The following is a 16,511-nucleotide window of genomic DNA, read 5'->3' on the forward strand; positions in this document are numbered from 1 at the left end:
CTATAGTCATTTTTTAGACAAGAAATGTAGATTTTCAAAATTTACTCCAATTATTGCTTAGATTGCAACACTCCCATTATAAATACAGTTGACTAAAAACTGTAAGAAATAGAAGGAGAGTATTAGGATATTCTTAGCAAATATATAAGCCTAATAGGTAAATAAAATGTTTGTGAGTTTTATGTTATTAGTTGGAGTAAAAACTTAAATGAAATTAGTAAGTGTTTGTGTTGGAAAAACTCGTATACAGAATATTCATGGTGAATCTGTAAAAACTGCTTATATTAAAAAACCTGTAGTTGGCCAAATAGCCGTTGAAGAAAATGGTTTAGCTAATAATGAGGTTGCCGTACACACTGATGCCATTTATGCATTTGCTGAAGAAAACTACCAATATTGGGGAGATCAACTAAATGTAAATAGCGAAAAATTTACCCCTGGTTTTTTTGCTGAGAATTTAATTATTAGTCAATTAGATGAAAAAAAAATTATGTGTCGGGGATGTTATAGCTATTGGTAAACAGGTCAAACTATCCGTTTCTGGTCCTCGTATTCCTTGTTTTAAATTATGTTGGCGTTTAGATCAACCTAGTTCCTTTATACAAAAATTTGGCCTTTCAGGAAGAAGTGGAGTTTATTTTAATGTTGTACAAACTGGTGAAATACAAGTTGGTGACAAGGTAAGATTGATACACAAAGAAAAAAATAGTATTGCCATTACAGAAATAGCATCCATTGCATTAGGCCAGCAAATTGCTGATGAAGATAAGCTCAAGTTAATTTTAGGTTTACCAGGATTAAGTGGAACTTCATCCCTTCTCTTAATAAATAAACTTTATGCAAATATTGATCAAAAACGATTAGGTAAATATGGCTGGAAGAACTGGCGAAAGCTAATTGTTGAACAGGTTATTGAAGAAACACCCAATATTAAATCATTTATTCTAAAAGCTACTGATAATAAGCCTCTCGCACTGTATAGGGCAGGTCAATTTCTTACTGTAAAACTACCAGTAGAGAACAAAAATGGGTCATCTTTAATTCGTGTTTGGAGTCTGTCAGACTATAATGATCAAGTAGGATATTATAGATTAAGTATTAAAGAGGAAATCAAAGGGCTTGGATCTGGTTTTATGCACAATCAAGTTCAACAAGGTATGCACTTAGAAGTGCAACCACCAATGGGACGGTTTGTTCTTGATCGTAGTGGCTTTAAGCCAATATTACTCATTGCTGGTGGCATAGGTATAACTCCAATATTAGCTATGTTAAAAGCGCATTTATCAAGATCTGGCAAAAAACCTCCTATTTATTTTATTCATTGCTGTCAAAATAAAATCAATCATCTATTTAGAAATGAACTTGATGAACTAATAAATAAGTATAACATTCCTAAGCAATATGTTTATTCTCAACCAAATAATGAAGATCTTTTAGGAGTCGACTATGACATAGAGGGCCATTTAACTATTCAAGATATAAGATCTTTTATTGATGGCTGTTATATTCTCAATGGAGTTAAAAGAATAGATATGCCATTGGCTGAATTTGATATTTATATGTGCGGGCCTAAAGTATTTCAAGATATATTACAGAAAGCTTTGATTGGTAGTGACGCTAATCCAGAACGCATATTCCAAGAATCATTTGTAACAAATGGAAATAGCCAAGAACACAGCAACTTAGAAAGTTCTCAGGTAGTGTTTACAACCTTAAATAAAGAAATAGAATGGAAAGCTAGTGATAATTTAACGCTTTTAGAACTAGCTGAATCTGCTGGCTTAAATCTTGCAAATTCTTGCCGTATGGGGGTATGTGAAACTTGTAGTGCAAAATTGATAGAAGGTAGCGTATATTATGAATCTAGTTTACCCACTAAATTAGAAAAAAATCGGGTATTACTTTGCCGCGCGAAACCAAAAACAAAACGTGTTGTAATTAAAGAAAAATACTAACTCCATTGGTACTGAAAAACCCATATAATCAAATGTGAAGGCAGTATAAACATGGTATGATGCATTAGCAAACTAAAATACTATGTGGTAACAGAAATATTAGTGAATTGCTACGCAAAGATATAAAGAAAGTATTAGCTAGGTCCAAAAGTTTTAAAAATCAAAAACTAGAGGTTAAGTTACCTATTTTGCTAAGGTTGAAAAACAAACCCAAAACCTTTAAAACAACCAATTTTAAAGCAAATTTTTAAGATATAATTAAGAGTGAATATCTGAACGACAAGTAGAAAATTTATTAAGTAAAAATAAAAAAAAGACATTCTTTTAAGAAAATTTTCATAAAAAGGACAAAGAAATGTTAACTGATTCATTTGGTCGGAAATTCACCTACCTAAGATTATCTCTAACAGATGTATGTAATTTCCGCTGTCAGTACTGTTTGCCTAACGGATACCAAGGTAAAGGTAAAGGTAAAGGTAAAAAAGATAATTTCCTAGACTTAAATGAAATTAAAAACCTTTTAAGAGCAATGAATGTACTTCAAGTACAAAAAGTCAGATTAACAGGTGGAGAACCCACTCTTAGAAATGACTTCTTAGACATTCTTAATTTCATATCTGCTCAAGAAAGTATTAAAACCATATCTCTAACTACAAATGGCTATTCACTTGCTAAAAATATCCATGAGTACTATAAATCTGGATTAAATAATATCACCGTGAGTCTTGATAGTTTATTTGCAAATAAATTTAGAGATATAACTCAAATGAGTAATTTTTCTACCGTACTGCAAGGAATAGAAAAAGCTTTGGAATTTGAATTTGATAAAGTCAAAATTAATGCTGTTTTATTGAAAGGTTACAATGACTCTAAAGAAGATATTCAAGCCTTTTTTGACTATGTAAAAGATAAGAGAATCACAGTTAGATTTATAGAGTTAATGGAGACCCAAGATAATCTTACTCTACATAAAAAAAGCTTTATAACAACAAATCATATCCGTGACAAGCTAAGAAAAGAAGGCTGGACAAGCTGCCCAAGAGAGCCAACATCAGGACCTGCAATAGAGTATATGCATAAAGAATATATAGGCAAAATAGGAATCATATCACCATACTCTAATATTTTCTGTGCTAACTGTAATAGGGTTCGAGTTAATTCAAAAGGAGAACTATATACTTGTCTTTTTGATAAAGAGAATGTCTCACTAAGAGAATATTTACAAAATGAAGAGCAGCTCAAAGAGCTTCTAAAAATAATCAAAAATGCCTACTCTTTAAAGAAAGAGTCTCATTACCTCACACAAGGAATTATTGGTGATGACAAGCATTTTTCTACATTAGGAGGATAATTAGTTACAGTCATGTTTAAGAAAGCTTCATTATTTATATTTGCTACAACACTTTTATTTACAAGTGCTAATGCAACAACTATTACTATCGCTTGTGCTAGTAATTTTGTCACCACACTACAACAAGTAGTAAAACAATATAGAACAACCCATAAAGATCTTGATATAAAGATTATCCAAGGATCTTCTAGTAAATTAGCAAATCAAATTAAAAACGGTATCCCAATAGATATCTTCTTATCTGCAGATAAAAAATATGCTGCTGCAGTTAATAGTAAAATATTTGTCTATGCTTATGGAGAACTAGTTCTTGCGATAAATAAGAACGAAATTAAACAGCAAAAAAATCTTCCTATGCTTTTAAACAATATAGCAAAGTCTAATCTTAAAATTAGCATAGCCAACCCCAACCTAGCTCCATATGGTAGTCATGCAAAGATATTCCTTAAAGAAAAAAATCTCTGGAACAATCTAACATCAAACCAAAGAATAATCTATGGTGAAAATATAGGACAAGCATTTAGCTATTTTATAACAAATAATGCTCCTATAGCTTTTATAGCTGAATCACAAGTAGAGTTCTATAAGTTAGCCAATAAAAATAAATGGAATAAAAACTATAAGATATATGATTTAGATTCAAAAGCTGAATATATTGCACAGTATGGCACAGTTATTTCTAAAGACAGCAAAAAAGAAGCCCAAATAAATAGCTTCTTAGAATATCTCCTACACGCTAAACCATCTAAAAAAATAATAAAGGACATGGGATATTCTATACCCAGCAAATAGGTGAAAAATGGATTGGGATGCTTTATATATAACTTTTAAGCTATCATTACTAACTACTATAATCTTATTATTTATAGGAGCTCTATTAGCATACTGGCTTTCAAGCAAAAAGACTGTTTTTAGAAGTTTAATATCTATCTTAGTAAATATACCTTTAGTTTTACCTCCTACTATACTAGGGTTTTACTTTTTAGTTTTATTTAACCAAAATGGTTATCTAGGCTCGCTATGGTACAGCTTAACAGGAGGGTCTCTTAATTTTAGTTTTAGTGGCATTTTAATAGCATCTTTAGTATATTCTTTGCCATTTTCTATAGGGCCTATACTAAATAGTTTTGAAAATATCCCAAGGGAGTTATTAGTTAGCGCTGAATTGCTTGGAGCTAATGCTTTTAGAAGGTTTTATAGCATAATTTTACCCTTATCTATCAGAGGAATACTTACCTCTGGAGTTTTAGTATTTGCTCATACTGTTGGTGAGTTTGGTGTAGTTTTAATGGTCGGAGGCAGTATACCGAATGAAACTAAAGTATTATCTATTGCAATATTTGAGCAAGTTGAGCAGCTTAACTACCACCAAGCTAATCATATGTCTATAATACTCTTAGTGTTCTCATTTACGATTCTACTTATTGTTCAACTATTAAATAATAAAAAAACAAATGCTTACTTTTAATATTTCAGATCATATTTCAAAGAACTTTACTATCAATATACAGTATCAACTATCTAACTCTGAAATAGTTGCTTTTTTTGGACCTTCAGGTACAGGAAAAAGTAGTATATTAAAGAGAATAGTAGGAACCCAAAAAGCAACAGAGTCTAAAATAACTCTAAATAATAATATCTGGCAGAGTGATAGTTATTTTTTACCACTAATAAAGCGATCTTTAGGGTACGTCCCACAAAAAGCGTTATTATTACCTCATCTAACAGTGGAGAAAAACCTAAAATATAATAAGACTAAAAATAAAAATCATATTACAAAATTAATCGATCTATTTGAAATATCAGAGCTACTAAAATCATACCCATCACAACTATCTGGTGGACAATTACAGAAAGTGGCAATTGCCCAAGCTCTATCAGCTAATCCAGAAGTTCTTATACTTGACGAGTCTTTCTCAGGTATAGATTTTGATTCTAAGTTAAGGCTAATGAAAAAACTAAAAGACTACATCAAGAAAAATCAAATAATTACTCTACTGAGCACACATGACTTTTTAGAAATATCAGTTTTCACAGATAAAGTTGTTATTATCAATAATGGAAGCATTAAAAAGACTATGAGCTCTCTGGAATTTATAGATGAATACTATAAAAGCATTACTTTCTTACAAAAGGAATTTTAGTAAGTTTAAAATCTAAAGCATCATAGAGAATCTTTCCAGCATATGGATCATCAAAGCCTCCTAAAAGCTTTAATGCTTGTGTCGCTCCTATAGTAGCTATAGTCCCTACTAACGGTCCTAAAACACCTCTTGACTTAGGATAAACTACACCAGACTTTTTAGGAGTAACCTTATGAACATCTCTATAGTTAGTATCTGATTTATAATTATAGAGCGAGCAGCTCCCATAAAATCTATCAACAGTTATTTGTATGTAAGGCTTTTCTAGCTCAATACAAGCATCACTAATAATATACCTAGAATCAAAGTTGTCTGTACCATCTATAATTAGGTCACAATTATTAAATATGCTTTTAGCATTATCTGTTGTAAGCCTCTCTGCATACACAGTAGTATTTATATCACTATTTAGAGAATATAGCTCTCTTGCAGCAATTTCGCTCTTTAGTTGTCCTACTTGCCTTTCTCTATATAGAATCTGCCTTTGTAAATTATGCAATTCAACAACATCATTATCTATTAGTATGATATTTCCAACACCTGCTGCGGCTAAATATAAAGCTAATGGCGAGCCGACTCCACCAGCACCAACAATCGCTACTTTTGCGTTTAAAAGTTTTAGCTGAGTATCTTCATCAAAATTAGGTAGACATGTTTGCCTACTATACTTACTCATATCCATTATAATACGTCATCCTATCTTTCTTACAAAATGCTAAAAGTTTTATACCAGCTTTTTTTGCCATTTTGACTGATAACGATGATGGTGCAGAGATCGCTATCAATACTGGGATTTTAGCATTAGCACACTTTTGAACTATCTCAAAAGAGACTCTACTACTAACTATAAGTATTTCTGCAGAACTTAACAAAGCTTGCTCTAGTAAATAGCCAATAACTTTATCAACAGCATTATGCCTACCAACATCTTCAAATACAGCTATTAATTCTCCATTACTATTTATAGCACCAGCTGCATGAACACCACCAGTTTGTTGAAAAATTTTCTGATAACTATACATTGATGCATAAAACTCATTAACTATATCAACATCAAGCTTCAAAATTGACTTTCTATTAACAGGAACGATAGTCTTATAAAGATTCTTTAAACTCTCTTTACCACAGACTCCACATGCTGAGTTCATATTAAATCTTCTTGATATAAGCTCGCTATTATCAAAATCTAAGCGTACTTTTACAATTGTACCATTTTGAGCTTCTCTCTTTTTAAAAGATTTAAAAGGTAAGTTTGCTATATTCTCTGCAAATAAAAGTCCTCGAATAAGATATCTCTCTGCTCCAGGAGTCTGCATAGTCATACTAAACTCAATATTATTAATAACAATCTGTAAGGCTCTTTCAACAGCAAGGATTTCATCCCTTTCAATGAAAGTACCTTTAGAATCTATAACAGCTTTATGATTCTTTATATCTATAACATTAATATCATTATTTCTCATAAGAATTTGGCTTATAGCTTTAGTAAATATAAAAGCTTAATTTTGCTTGTTTATTCTAACAGTTATCTCTTTAAATAAGGCTTGATCACTTTGTCGACTAAAATCTGAAACAGAACATAAAGCTGTCATTTCTGGCATATACCCCATTGTAGAACCTTTAGGGATATTATATTTAATCGCACTATAGCCTTTTAAAGTTCGTTCTTTACCATCTTTGCCAATACTTGTTATTTCTACAAGATCAAACTCAGATAGTCCTCTATCTTTCATGTCTTGCTCATTCATAAAGACGACTGTTCTTATATTTTTAATCCCTCTATAACGATCGTTATTTGTATAAACTGTTGTATTCCACTGATCATGAGATCTCATAGTAGATAGCATTAAATTACCCTCTTTAGGGACAATATCATTAATTTTTGCATGAGAAAATTCAGCTTTTGCTGTTGGTGTTAAAAATATGAGCTCTCTTGCTGGCTGATTTAATCTAAATCCTAATGGCTCTCTCACTCGGCGATTAAAATCTTCAAACCCATCGATTGCCTCAGAAATTTTATCTCTTATAACATCATAATCTGCGGCATATTTATCCCATGGTGTTTTTGTATTTGGTAATGTTGCTTTAGCAACTCTAGCAATAATAGCAACTTCAGAAAGAAGATCTCCCTTAATAGGTTTTTTCATAGGCTTTGATATATGCACCATTGACATAGAATCTTCTACTGTAACACTTTGCACACCTCTTTCTTGCTCATCTACTTCAGACCTAGCAAGACACGGTAATATAAGAGCTTTTTTACCATGTATTAAATGGCTGTGATTAAGCTTTGTACTTACTTGAATAGTAAGTTCACACTTATTAAGCGCTTTTGCTGTATATTCTGGATCTGGTGCTGCTTTAGCAAAATTTCCTCCTAAACCAAAGAACACTTTAACCTTACCGTTCATCATTGCCTTGATAGTATCAACTGTTCCATAACCATGCTTACGTGGAGACACTATCCCACAAGCATCATCCATCTTTTTCAACCATTTCTCACTTGGTCGATTATTAATTCCTAATGTTCTATTTCCTTGCACATTACTATGGCCTCTTATTGGACAAGGCCCTGCTCCTTCTCTAGCAATATTGCCCCGAAGTAAAAGTACATTTACAATCTCTCTAATGGTGTCCACACCTTGATCATGTTGAGTAAGCCCCAAGCACCAAGCAAAAATAGAAGCATCAGCTTCACGATAGATCCTTGTCATCTCAAAGATTTTATCTTTATTTATCCCAGACTGTTCTGTAATAAACTCCCATGGTGTCTCTAGACATATTTTTTTATATTCTTCATAACCACTAGTATGATTTTTTAGAAACTCATGATCAATCGCTTCTGGATCTATCTCAGACATTTCTATAAGTGCTTTTGCCATTCCTCTTAATAAAGCTAAGTCCCCAGCAATTCTAACCTGAACATCTAAGGTCGAAGCCTTAGTTGTTCTCAAAAGCACCATATCCATAATTTCATGTGGGGTAATAGCCTTTCTTGCAGCTCCTTCAATAAGAGGATTAATATGAACGACCTTCGTATCATTATGCTTTACAGCTTCTGTTAGGGCTGTCAGCATTCTAGGAGTATTGGTTGCAGAGTTTGCACCTATTAAAAATATAGCATCTGTTTTATGCCAATCATTAAGATCAACTGTTCCTTTACCTGTTCCTATAGATGCACTTAATGCCCTTCCACTAGCTTCATGACACATATTAGAGCAGTCTGGCTGGTTATTTGTCCCATACTCCCTTGTAAGTAATTGAAATAAAAAAGTTCCTTCATTTGATAACCTTCCAGAGGTATAAAAACTTGCTTGGTCAGGTGAATCTAAAGATTGTAAAGTATCTCCTATTAGCTTAAATGCCTTATCCCAACTAGTCTGCTCATACTTATCTGTTTTAGAGTTATATAGCATTGGATGAGTAATCCTACCAGACTTCTCAAGCTCATAACAACTCCATTCTCTCAATTCACTAACTGTATATTTTTCGAAAAACCCAGGGTCACAACGATTTTTTGTCATCTCCCACGTAGCATGCTTAATTCCATTCTCACAGATATCCATTTTAAGACCTTTTTGATCATCTGGCCATGCACACCCAGGACAATCAAAACCTTTTGCCCCATGGTTCATTTTAAAAATAGCTTTTACTGCATTTACTGGCTCTTTTGCTTTTAGGATTGTATTACCTACACTAAAACTTGCCCCCCAAGATCCTGTAGCATGTTTATACTCCTTATGAGAAGGCTTCAGACTAGTTTTAGGTCCTTCTCCAACTGCTTGTCCATTTTCTAAAAATTTCTGCATAAAATTAAACCTTAAATCCAATAAAATGTTATCAGCCAAAGTATTTTTTAACCAAAAGATAGAGCAAAAACGCTCTAAGAGTGATAAATATAAAATCTACATGATTCTATATTTACAAATACCTCTAAGGCTAATTTACAATAAGCTTAAAATATAATCCAACTTTGCTACAGCTCTTACTAAATAAAAGAGTAATTAAAACCAAAGGGACTATTTAGATTGATTACTTAAAGACTTAATAAAGTAAGCTCTCTCTCCTTTATATTCACTTTTATAAAGATCTACCCTTTCATTGACTAAATAGTCTCGATCCGGAAACTGTTCAAAGGTTACTGGAGTTGTTTTACCATCCTGTAGAACTTGATATTTATATTTGCCAATAATATCATCTTTATTGGAAACATAGATATATCCTCCACCTGCGCCAACAGTAGCTCCTGATCCAGCCCCTACACCAGCTCCAGTTAAAACATCTTTTTTAGTTTCATCTTTTTTCATCTGCTCCTTGCTTATCAGTTGCTGCTTAGATTTAATGACGCCTGGTCCAAGTTTAGTAATCTCTGGATTACTTGAACAAGATACCAATACCAATGAAGCTACTAATGGTGAATATTTCTTCATAACTATCCCCTCTAAGTTATTTAGAAAAATTATATATAGACTATAATCAGTTATGAAACCAATATTTTTTATTTTATATATAAGTATAATTGATGGTATATAGAAGCTATAAGATTGATTTAATGAGAATATATTTATTTTAGATTATCTAAGACTAAATCTTGTAAATAGTAGATACGTTGCATTTCTTTACCTTTATTGCTCTTATCAATATCAAGATGAACACCCAGATAAACGTAACCGCCACTTTTAAGTGCGTAAAATGTCACAGGTTGATTATATTTATTTGAATATGTCCATACTGTTGATTTCTCATCTCCATGAGAATCTCCTTTAATGACAAACTCTTTTGGATGCTTTTTAATAGCCTTCATTATCGCATTATATAGCTGATTAATCGTTGTTCCTTGCTCCATCTCCAAGCTATGAATATTTCCTCCAGATCCAAAAATATTATCCTGTGCAGCAACACTTCCTCCAGCAAAAGGAATACATCCAGATATAGCAACCACTACTGCTAATAAAGCTAAACCAACTATTTTTTTCATCTATAAAGTCCTATTATAAAATAATATCCTAAAATCACAGCAAACAATGATACTAGAACACTTACTAACACATATCCTAAAGCTATGAAAACTTCCCCTCTTTGTAGTAAGTTTAGAATATCTAAACTAAAACTAGAAAAAGTTGTAAATCCACCTAAAAACCCTGTTACAAAAAAAGATCGGACATAAACAGATACATCTTCGTTAAAAAGCTTTGTCTCAAGTAAGAATGCCGCTATAGCACCTATAACTAAAGATCCTATAATATTACAAAATAAAATCCCCAAAGGAATTTGTTCTGAGATACTTGCCGTTGCCTGAGTTAGTGCAAACCTAGTCATTGCACCAAGACCACCACCAATTCCTACGAGCAATAATAAAGTTTCCATTTACTAATTCTCCAATATTTCATATGCGCCCAATTCTATCATTTTTTGGGCCAATTGTTTACCTAAAGCAGAAGGATCTACTCCTGAAGCTGTATGTCTTAAAATGCGATCTCCATTACTACTAGCAACTATTGCTGTGAGAGTTATTTTCTCATCTATAATTTGTGCATAAGCCCCTATAGCTACATGACAGCCTCCCTTTAATTCTTCGTTGAAAGCTCTCTCGGCACTAGCTATTATATGACTTCGAGTACAATTAAGCTTTTGTAAAATTTCTAGTAATTCTTTATCTTTTTTTAAAGCCTCTATAACTACTATACCTTGGCCTACTGCTGGCAATGATATATCTGTTGGAATAAACTGTTTTATTCTATTCTGAAGCTCCAAACGAATAAGTCCAGCACCAGCTAAAATTATCGCATCATAATTTCCAGCATCTAATTTTCCTAATCTTGTTTGGACATTACCCCTTAACTCTTTTATAACAAGATCTTTTCTATAATTAAGTAATTGTGCTTTTCGACGCAAGCTAGATGTCCCAACAACTGCGCCTTGTGGAAGATCATCTATAGAACTATAGTTATTTGAAACAAATGCATCGCGAGGATCTTCTCTTGGCATAAAGCTTGCAAGACAAAAACCTTGCGGTAATTCATAAGGAACATCTTTAAGAGAATGCACAGCTATATTAGCTTTATTATTTTGCATCGCAATTTCTAACTCTTTCATAAAAAGAGCCTTTCCGCCAATTTTATTAAGAGGCTTATCAAGGATAATATCACCTTGTGTTTTCATTGTACTAATTTGACAAGAAATATTTAGTTCTTTCTCTAGTCTCTCTTTGACAAAATTTGTCTGCCATAATGCTAGCTTACTATCTCTACTAGCTATGATTACTTCTTTCATATATTAAATGCTTTTGCTATAAAATTTGATATGTCTTTTATTTCTTCTATGCATACTGAATGCTGCATTCCTGAATAATGTTTATACTCATTACTAAAGCCATTATCACTAAGCTTTGAAGATAAGTCTTTACCTAGCACTTCAGGTAATACATGATCATGAGTGCCATGACATACCAATATCTCAGCATCTTTATTTACTTCTGTAATATTATCTTTAAAGTCATCCCAAGCAGGTAAATACGTTGATAATGCCATCAAACCTGCAAATTTTCGCTTAGATAAAATAGTTGCATAAGTCACAATAACACCTCCTTGAGAGAAACCTGCTAAGATAATATTCTCACTAGCAATGCCTTGACTAACTTGTGTATCTATTAAATTGTTAAGTTTTTCAATTGAAGTATTTATACCCTGGACATCTACAACTCTATTTAAGCTATCTGCATCTAATGACTTAATATCATACCAAGCTCTCATTTGCATACCCATATTTATGGTCACAGGCATTACATCTGCATGAGGAAATATAAAACGAATATTTTCAACAGATACATCAAGATGATCTACAATATCAACAAAATCATGGCCATCAGCGCCCAGACCATGTAACCAAATAACACAAAACTGAGCTCTACCTTTTGGCTCAATTAATTCATAATTCATATTCTTCTTAAAATTCTAAATACTATCGGAAATGATACATTAATTTATACTATTTATTAACTACTAGAGAGTACAAACAATATCAAAAAACCTTATATACTAAGCAATTCAATGGGGAAAATAATTATTCACAAGTTTTGTGGATAAGTATGTTTATATGTATATGAAACTTCTGTGTGAAATCTTTAACTATCTTTTAGTGAAATAAACTTCACCACTCTAAAACCCTTATAAATCAATACATACAGTATTTCAATTAAATATAAACAAATACTCTTTTTGATTTTTCACAACCTGTGGATAAAACTGTGGGTTTATTGTTAGAATGTGGTTAACTTTCTTCTATAACCTTAAAGAAAGCTTCTTGTGTTACAAGGTTTACAGAGGTGTTTTGTAATTTAAAAATATCATTTAATTCATACTTCCCACTTACAGAAAGTTTTTTAGTCATTGCTAGATCTGCTATAGAAACCATCAATCGACCCCTTTCTAATTTTTCGATCACAGTTGCCTCAAATTCTAAGTTTGGATTCTGCAATAAATAAACCAACTTCCAATGTGAGTTAGAAAAACGTTCAGTTTGTCTATTTGTTCTAATAGGGATATCAACTTGAGCAATTATATTATCAACTTCTTCTGCTTGTAATAGTGTTTCTTGATTTAAGAAACTTCTAAGCTGATAGTGAACAAGTAAATCAAGATACCTTCTTAATGGACTTGTAACCTGTACATAAGTATCTAATCCCATACCAGCATGCCTTGCTGGAGTTGTTGAGTATTTACCTCTTTGTAACTTCTTGCGTGTAGCAAACATATCCGCGATTGAATTAAGACTATCTAAGTGTTCTTGCCCTAGATCATGTTCAGGTTGAGTTGAAAAAGGTACTGTAATATTATTTTCTATACAAAACTGACCTATAGCGACACCAGCCATTAGCATAGTATCTCTAATAAGAGTCCTTGAGTTTAGTCTTGGTAAATCTGTTAGTTTAACTCTCTTATCTTCATCAAGGCTTATCTTAATCTCAGGAAAATCAAGCTCTACCGCTTTTTGAGATAAACGCTTCTGAGTAAAGCTTTTGGCATAAGCAATTATACTTCCAAACTCTAGATCCTCGATATGCTCCTCTGCAAACTCATATGAATGTCTTGTGACCTTTATCTTACTGAAACATATTTCAATATCATTGATATGTCCTTGATCATTAACTGTAAAACCTACAGATAAAGCTGGAGAAGTATCTTTTAAGCCTAGTCCTAACTCTTCAGTAGCTTTCTGAGGCAGCATAGAAACTATCTTTTCTGGAACATAAAGATTTGAACCTCTTGCTCTTGCTTCTAGGTCTATCTCATCACTAAAACTTATACTCGATGATGGATCTGCTATATGCACCCACATCTTATTTTTATCAGGATCCCAGCTAATCGCATCATCAGGGTCATTACTACCCTCATCATCAATTGCATAAGCTATTAAATGTGTTAGATCAACCCTATTAGTATCCGAAGTAGAATTATATACAAATTCTGCAGGGTTGCTTTCAAGCTCTGCCTTATATCTATACAAATATGGATTATAGAACTCATCCCAATAACCTACATCTAGCAAAAGCTTATAAGCACTGTTCTCAGACTCTTCCATATTAAGATATTTAAATAAGCGACAATTTGGAGCTTTTAGCGTTGCAAGAGCAGCAATTTCCTTTAAGAATTTCTCATCCTCTGGAGCATAACTTTTTTGTTTTACTCGTTCTACAAAATCATTTAGTTCTTGCTCTTTTTTTTGCTTTTCTTGTCTTTCTTTAACGATTGCATCACGTTCACTTGAAGAATGAATAACTATGTTAAAATCATCATCAAAGCTAAAGTACTCACCTTGAGATACCAGTAGCCATACAGTATAAGCTTGATTTATATCAATGTCCTCAAATAAAAGCTCACATAACTCTTCTATATTAGTATACTGTTGCTCTTGTAGTAACTCCCAAGTCATTTCTAACTCAGGAATATTTAGCTGTTCTAAACTATCAAGTTCAAAGTCTCTATCAACCTGCACAAGCAATTGGACGTTTTTAGGTGGTAACTTTATATTCTTACCATCAAGAATCTCGATTTCTATTTTTTTATCTAAAATATCAATGACCTTCGCAGGTTTTGATTTAAAAATAACTAAAGAATTTTTTTGCATGAAAAATTTATTTTAATAGTTGATTAGTTTTATTTTGACTCTTCTTTTTTAACCGCTATACCTAGCTCATTAAGCTGTTCTAAAGAAACTGTAGATGGTGCTTCTGTCATTAAGCAGCTCGCAGTTTGAGTTTTAGGAAATGCTATTACATCACGGATATTTGTAGTCCCTGTAAGTAGCATAATCAATCTATCAACCCCAAATGCTATACCTCCATGAACAGGAGTACCATAAGATAAAGCATCAAGCATAAAACCAAATTTTTCACGAGCTTCTTCATCAGAAATACCAAGTAAGTTAAATACTTTTGCTTGGATATCTTCTTTATGGATACGGATAGATCCACCACCAACTTCATAACCGTTGATTACCATATCGTATGCTCTAGACATTAGTTTCTCTGGATCTGTGCTTATAAGCTCTTCAACAGATTCAACACTAGGAGCTGTAAATGGATGATGCATTGCATATAAACGCTCATCATCTTTTTCAAACATTGGGAAATCAACGACCCATAAAGGAGCCCACTGCTTATCAAATAGCTCTAAATCTTCACCTATTTTAACCCTTAAAGCTCCCATTGAATCATTTACAATCTTAGCTTTCGCTGCACCAAAGAATAAAATATCGCCTTCTTTTGCACCAGTTTTATCTATTACTTTGAATAAAGTTTCTTCAGAAATATTTTTCACAATTGGCGATTGTAAACCATCCTTACCTTGAGATAGAGAGTTTATCTTAATATATGCAAGACCTCTTGCTCCATAAATACCAACAAACTTAGTATAATCATCAAGGTTCTTACGCGTAAACTTCTCATTGCCATTTACAACTCTCATCGCGATTACACGCGACTCTGGATCATTTGCTGGTCCAGAGAAAACCTTAAACTCTTCGTTTTTCATTTCCTCTTTGATATTTACAAACTCTAGAGGAATTCTTAGATCAGGCTTATCTGAACCATATTTATCCATAGCATCAGCAAAGCTTAATACTTGGAATGGCGTACTAAACTCAACCCCAATAGTCTCTTTAAATAATCCCGAGATCATTTTTTCCATAGTAGACATAATAAAAGTCTCATCAATAAATGAAGCCTCAATATCTATCTGTGTGAATTCTGGCTGTCTATCTGCTCTTAGATCTTCATCACGGAAACATTTAACAATTTGATAATATCTGTCAAATCCAGATACCATTAAAAGCTGTTTAAATAGTTGTGGTGATTGTGGCAAAGCATAAAATCTACCATTGAAATTACGACTTGGTACAAGATAATCTCTAGCGCCCTCTGGAGTGGCTTTTGTTAAAAATGGAGTTTCTATATCTAAGAATCCATTATCATCTAAGAAGTTACGCACATAACGAATAGCCTTAGAACGTGTAATTAGTTTATTTTGCATTTCTGGACGACGTAAATCTATATAACGATACTTAAGCTTTATATCTTCACCAGTTGCTTGGAAATCATCTAACTGAAATGGAATAGTCTTTGACTTATTGATAACTTCGATAGTATCGCCTATGATCTCTATTTTACCACTTGCTAGGTTTTTATTTTCTTGTCCTTCAGGCCTTAGATTTACTACACCCTCTGCTTGGATCACATACTCAGATCTCACACTATCAGCTATACTAAAGTTAGAATTATCTGGATTAAAGACTAACTGTACTAAACCAGTTCTATCTCTAATATCTAAAAAAATAACTCCACCATGATCGCGGCGTCTATGCACCCAACCACAAACTGTAACTTTTTGATTTTCTAACTTTTCATTGATATCTGAACTATAGTGCGTTCTCATTTAAACTAACCCTTTAAAATTTTTATAAATATAACAGACAAAATTTAATCACCATATTATAGCAAGAAATAATACAGAAAACTAAAAAGTGTTGACTTTTAAATATTTATAATGTGATTATTTACTCACA

Annotated in this window: 16 protein-coding genes and 1 pseudogene; 7 read left to right on the forward strand and 10 right to left on the reverse strand. The window is 32.6% G+C overall.

Annotated elements, in window-relative coordinates:
- Nucleotides 1–208: 208 nt before the first annotated feature.
- The 7 genes and pseudogenes from AB8E56_RS06045 to AB8E56_RS06075 all read left to right on the forward strand — a co-directional run bounded on the left by AB8E56_RS06045 (nt 209) and on the right by AB8E56_RS06075 (nt 5,450).
- Complete coding sequence (locus AB8E56_RS06045; protein WP_329479078.1) at nt 209–520, forward strand: MOSC domain-containing protein; 312 nt, start codon at nt 209–211, stop codon at nt 518–520.
- A pseudogene (locus AB8E56_RS06050) lies at nt 477–626 on the forward strand (MOSC domain-containing protein); the annotation flags it as partial. The gene AB8E56_RS06045 and the pseudogene AB8E56_RS06050, both read left to right, overlap by 44 nt.
- Before the next feature lie 60 nt (nt 627–686).
- Nucleotides 687–1,955, forward strand: a complete 1,269-nt coding sequence (locus tag AB8E56_RS06055) for a 2Fe-2S iron-sulfur cluster-binding protein (RefSeq protein ID WP_329479080.1) — start codon at nt 687–689, stop codon at nt 1,953–1,955.
- Between the two features lie 355 nt (nt 1,956–2,310).
- Nucleotides 2,311–3,306: a GTP 3',8-cyclase MoaA gene (gene moaA, locus AB8E56_RS06060; protein WP_329479082.1), complete on the forward strand. Its 996-nt coding sequence runs from the start codon at nt 2,311–2,313 to the stop codon at nt 3,304–3,306.
- 12 nt (nt 3,307–3,318) lie between these two features.
- On the forward strand, nt 3,319–4,098 hold the full coding sequence (gene modA, locus AB8E56_RS06065) for a molybdate ABC transporter substrate-binding protein (RefSeq protein ID WP_329479084.1): 780 nt from the start codon (nt 3,319–3,321) through the stop codon (nt 4,096–4,098).
- 7 nt (nt 4,099–4,105) lie between these two features.
- Entirely contained in the window at nt 4,106–4,774 is a 669-nt protein-coding gene (gene modB, locus AB8E56_RS06070; protein ID WP_329479086.1) for a molybdate ABC transporter permease subunit, read from the forward strand.
- Nucleotides 4,761–5,450: an ATP-binding cassette domain-containing protein gene (locus tag AB8E56_RS06075; RefSeq protein WP_329479088.1), complete on the forward strand. Its 690-nt coding sequence runs from the start codon at nt 4,761–4,763 to the stop codon at nt 5,448–5,450. The genes modB and AB8E56_RS06075 overlap by 14 nt, the downstream gene beginning before the upstream one ends.
- Here AB8E56_RS06075 and AB8E56_RS06080 read toward each other — a convergent pair.
- The 10 genes from AB8E56_RS06080 to aspS form a co-directional block, all read right to left on the reverse strand.
- Complete coding sequence (locus tag AB8E56_RS06080; RefSeq protein ID WP_329479091.1) at nt 5,425–6,126, reverse strand: HesA/MoeB/ThiF family protein; 702 nt, start codon at nt 6,124–6,126, stop codon at nt 5,425–5,427. The two genes, AB8E56_RS06075 and AB8E56_RS06080, sit on opposite strands and share 26 nt — an antisense overlap.
- Complete coding sequence (fdhD, locus tag AB8E56_RS06085; protein WP_329479094.1) at nt 6,119–6,913, reverse strand: formate dehydrogenase accessory sulfurtransferase FdhD; 795 nt, start codon at nt 6,911–6,913, stop codon at nt 6,119–6,121. The genes AB8E56_RS06080 and fdhD overlap by 8 nt, the downstream gene beginning before the upstream one ends.
- 36 nt (nt 6,914–6,949) lie before the next feature.
- Nucleotides 6,950–9,259, reverse strand: coding sequence for an FdhF/YdeP family oxidoreductase (locus tag AB8E56_RS06090; RefSeq protein ID WP_329479097.1), 2,310 nt, complete (start codon nt 9,257–9,259; stop codon nt 6,950–6,952).
- Nucleotides 9,260–9,469: 210 nt separating this feature from the next.
- The gene (locus AB8E56_RS06095) at nt 9,470–9,880 is read right to left on the reverse strand and encodes a hypothetical protein (protein ID WP_329479099.1); all 411 of its coding nucleotides are present in this window, start codon (nt 9,878–9,880) and stop codon (nt 9,470–9,472) included.
- Nucleotides 9,881–10,014: 134 nt separating this feature from the next.
- The gene (locus AB8E56_RS06100) at nt 10,015–10,428 is read right to left on the reverse strand and encodes a hypothetical protein (protein ID WP_329479101.1); all 414 of its coding nucleotides are present in this window, start codon (nt 10,426–10,428) and stop codon (nt 10,015–10,017) included.
- Nucleotides 10,425–10,817, reverse strand: a complete 393-nt coding sequence (gene crcB / locus AB8E56_RS06105) for a fluoride efflux transporter CrcB (protein WP_150467192.1) — start codon at nt 10,815–10,817, stop codon at nt 10,425–10,427. Before crcB ends, AB8E56_RS06100 begins: the two co-directional genes overlap by 4 nt.
- 3 nt (nt 10,818–10,820) lie before the next feature.
- Nucleotides 10,821–11,723, reverse strand: coding sequence for a hydroxymethylbilane synthase (gene hemC / locus AB8E56_RS06110; RefSeq protein WP_329479105.1), 903 nt, complete (start codon nt 11,721–11,723; stop codon nt 10,821–10,823).
- Entirely contained in the window at nt 11,720–12,388 is a 669-nt protein-coding gene (locus AB8E56_RS06115) for a dienelactone hydrolase family protein (RefSeq protein ID WP_329479107.1), read from the reverse strand. Before AB8E56_RS06115 ends, hemC begins: the two co-directional genes overlap by 4 nt.
- A gap of 331 nt (nt 12,389–12,719) precedes the next feature.
- Nucleotides 12,720–14,576: an RNB domain-containing ribonuclease gene (locus AB8E56_RS06120; RefSeq protein WP_329479110.1), complete on the reverse strand. Its 1,857-nt coding sequence runs from the start codon at nt 14,574–14,576 to the stop codon at nt 12,720–12,722.
- A gap of 29 nt (nt 14,577–14,605) precedes the next feature.
- A complete protein-coding gene (gene aspS / locus AB8E56_RS06125; RefSeq protein ID WP_329479112.1) occupies nt 14,606–16,381 on the reverse strand; it encodes an aspartate--tRNA ligase in 1,776 nt (591 codons plus the stop codon).
- Nucleotides 16,382–16,511: the final 130 nt, after the last annotated feature.

It is taken from the genome of Francisella sp. 19X1-34 (assembly GCF_041102755.1).
Classification (GTDB): domain Bacteria; phylum Pseudomonadota; class Gammaproteobacteria; order Francisellales; family Francisellaceae; genus Francisella.

Excerpts from the sequence above, each read along its gene's own strand:
- AB8E56_RS06080 (WP_329479091.1), bottom strand. The coding sequence starts at position 6,126 with ATGAGTAAGTATAGTAGGCAAACATGTCTACCTAATTTTGATGAAGAT.
- AB8E56_RS06100 (WP_329479101.1), bottom strand. The coding sequence starts at position 10,428 with ATGAAAAAAATAGTTGGTTTAGCTTTATTAGCAGTAGTGGTTGCTATA.
- AB8E56_RS06090 (WP_329479097.1), bottom strand. The coding sequence starts at position 9,259 with ATGCAGAAATTTTTAGAAAATGGACAAGCAGTTGGAGAAGGACCTAAA.
- modB (WP_329479086.1), top strand. The coding sequence starts at position 4,106 with ATGGATTGGGATGCTTTATATATAACTTTTAAGCTATCATTACTAACT.
- crcB (WP_150467192.1), bottom strand. The coding sequence starts at position 10,817 with ATGGAAACTTTATTATTGCTCGTAGGAATTGGTGGTGGTCTTGGTGCA.
- AB8E56_RS06075 (WP_329479088.1), top strand. The coding sequence starts at position 4,761 with ATGCTTACTTTTAATATTTCAGATCATATTTCAAAGAACTTTACTATC.
- fdhD (WP_329479094.1), bottom strand. The coding sequence starts at position 6,913 with ATGAGAAATAATGATATTAATGTTATAGATATAAAGAATCATAAAGCT.
- moaA (WP_329479082.1), top strand. The coding sequence starts at position 2,311 with ATGTTAACTGATTCATTTGGTCGGAAATTCACCTACCTAAGATTATCT.
- hemC (WP_329479105.1), bottom strand. The coding sequence starts at position 11,723 with ATGAAAGAAGTAATCATAGCTAGTAGAGATAGTAAGCTAGCATTATGG.
- AB8E56_RS06095 (WP_329479099.1), bottom strand. The coding sequence starts at position 9,880 with ATGAAGAAATATTCACCATTAGTAGCTTCATTGGTATTGGTATCTTGT.
- AB8E56_RS06045 (WP_329479078.1), top strand. The coding sequence starts at position 209 with ATGAAATTAGTAAGTGTTTGTGTTGGAAAAACTCGTATACAGAATATT.
- modA (WP_329479084.1), top strand. The coding sequence starts at position 3,319 with ATGTTTAAGAAAGCTTCATTATTTATATTTGCTACAACACTTTTATTT.
- aspS (WP_329479112.1), bottom strand. The coding sequence starts at position 16,381 with ATGAGAACGCACTATAGTTCAGATATCAATGAAAAGTTAGAAAATCAA.
- AB8E56_RS06120 (WP_329479110.1), bottom strand. The coding sequence starts at position 14,576 with ATGCAAAAAAATTCTTTAGTTATTTTTAAATCAAAACCTGCGAAGGTC.
- AB8E56_RS06115 (WP_329479107.1), bottom strand. The coding sequence starts at position 12,388 with ATGAATTATGAATTAATTGAGCCAAAAGGTAGAGCTCAGTTTTGTGTT.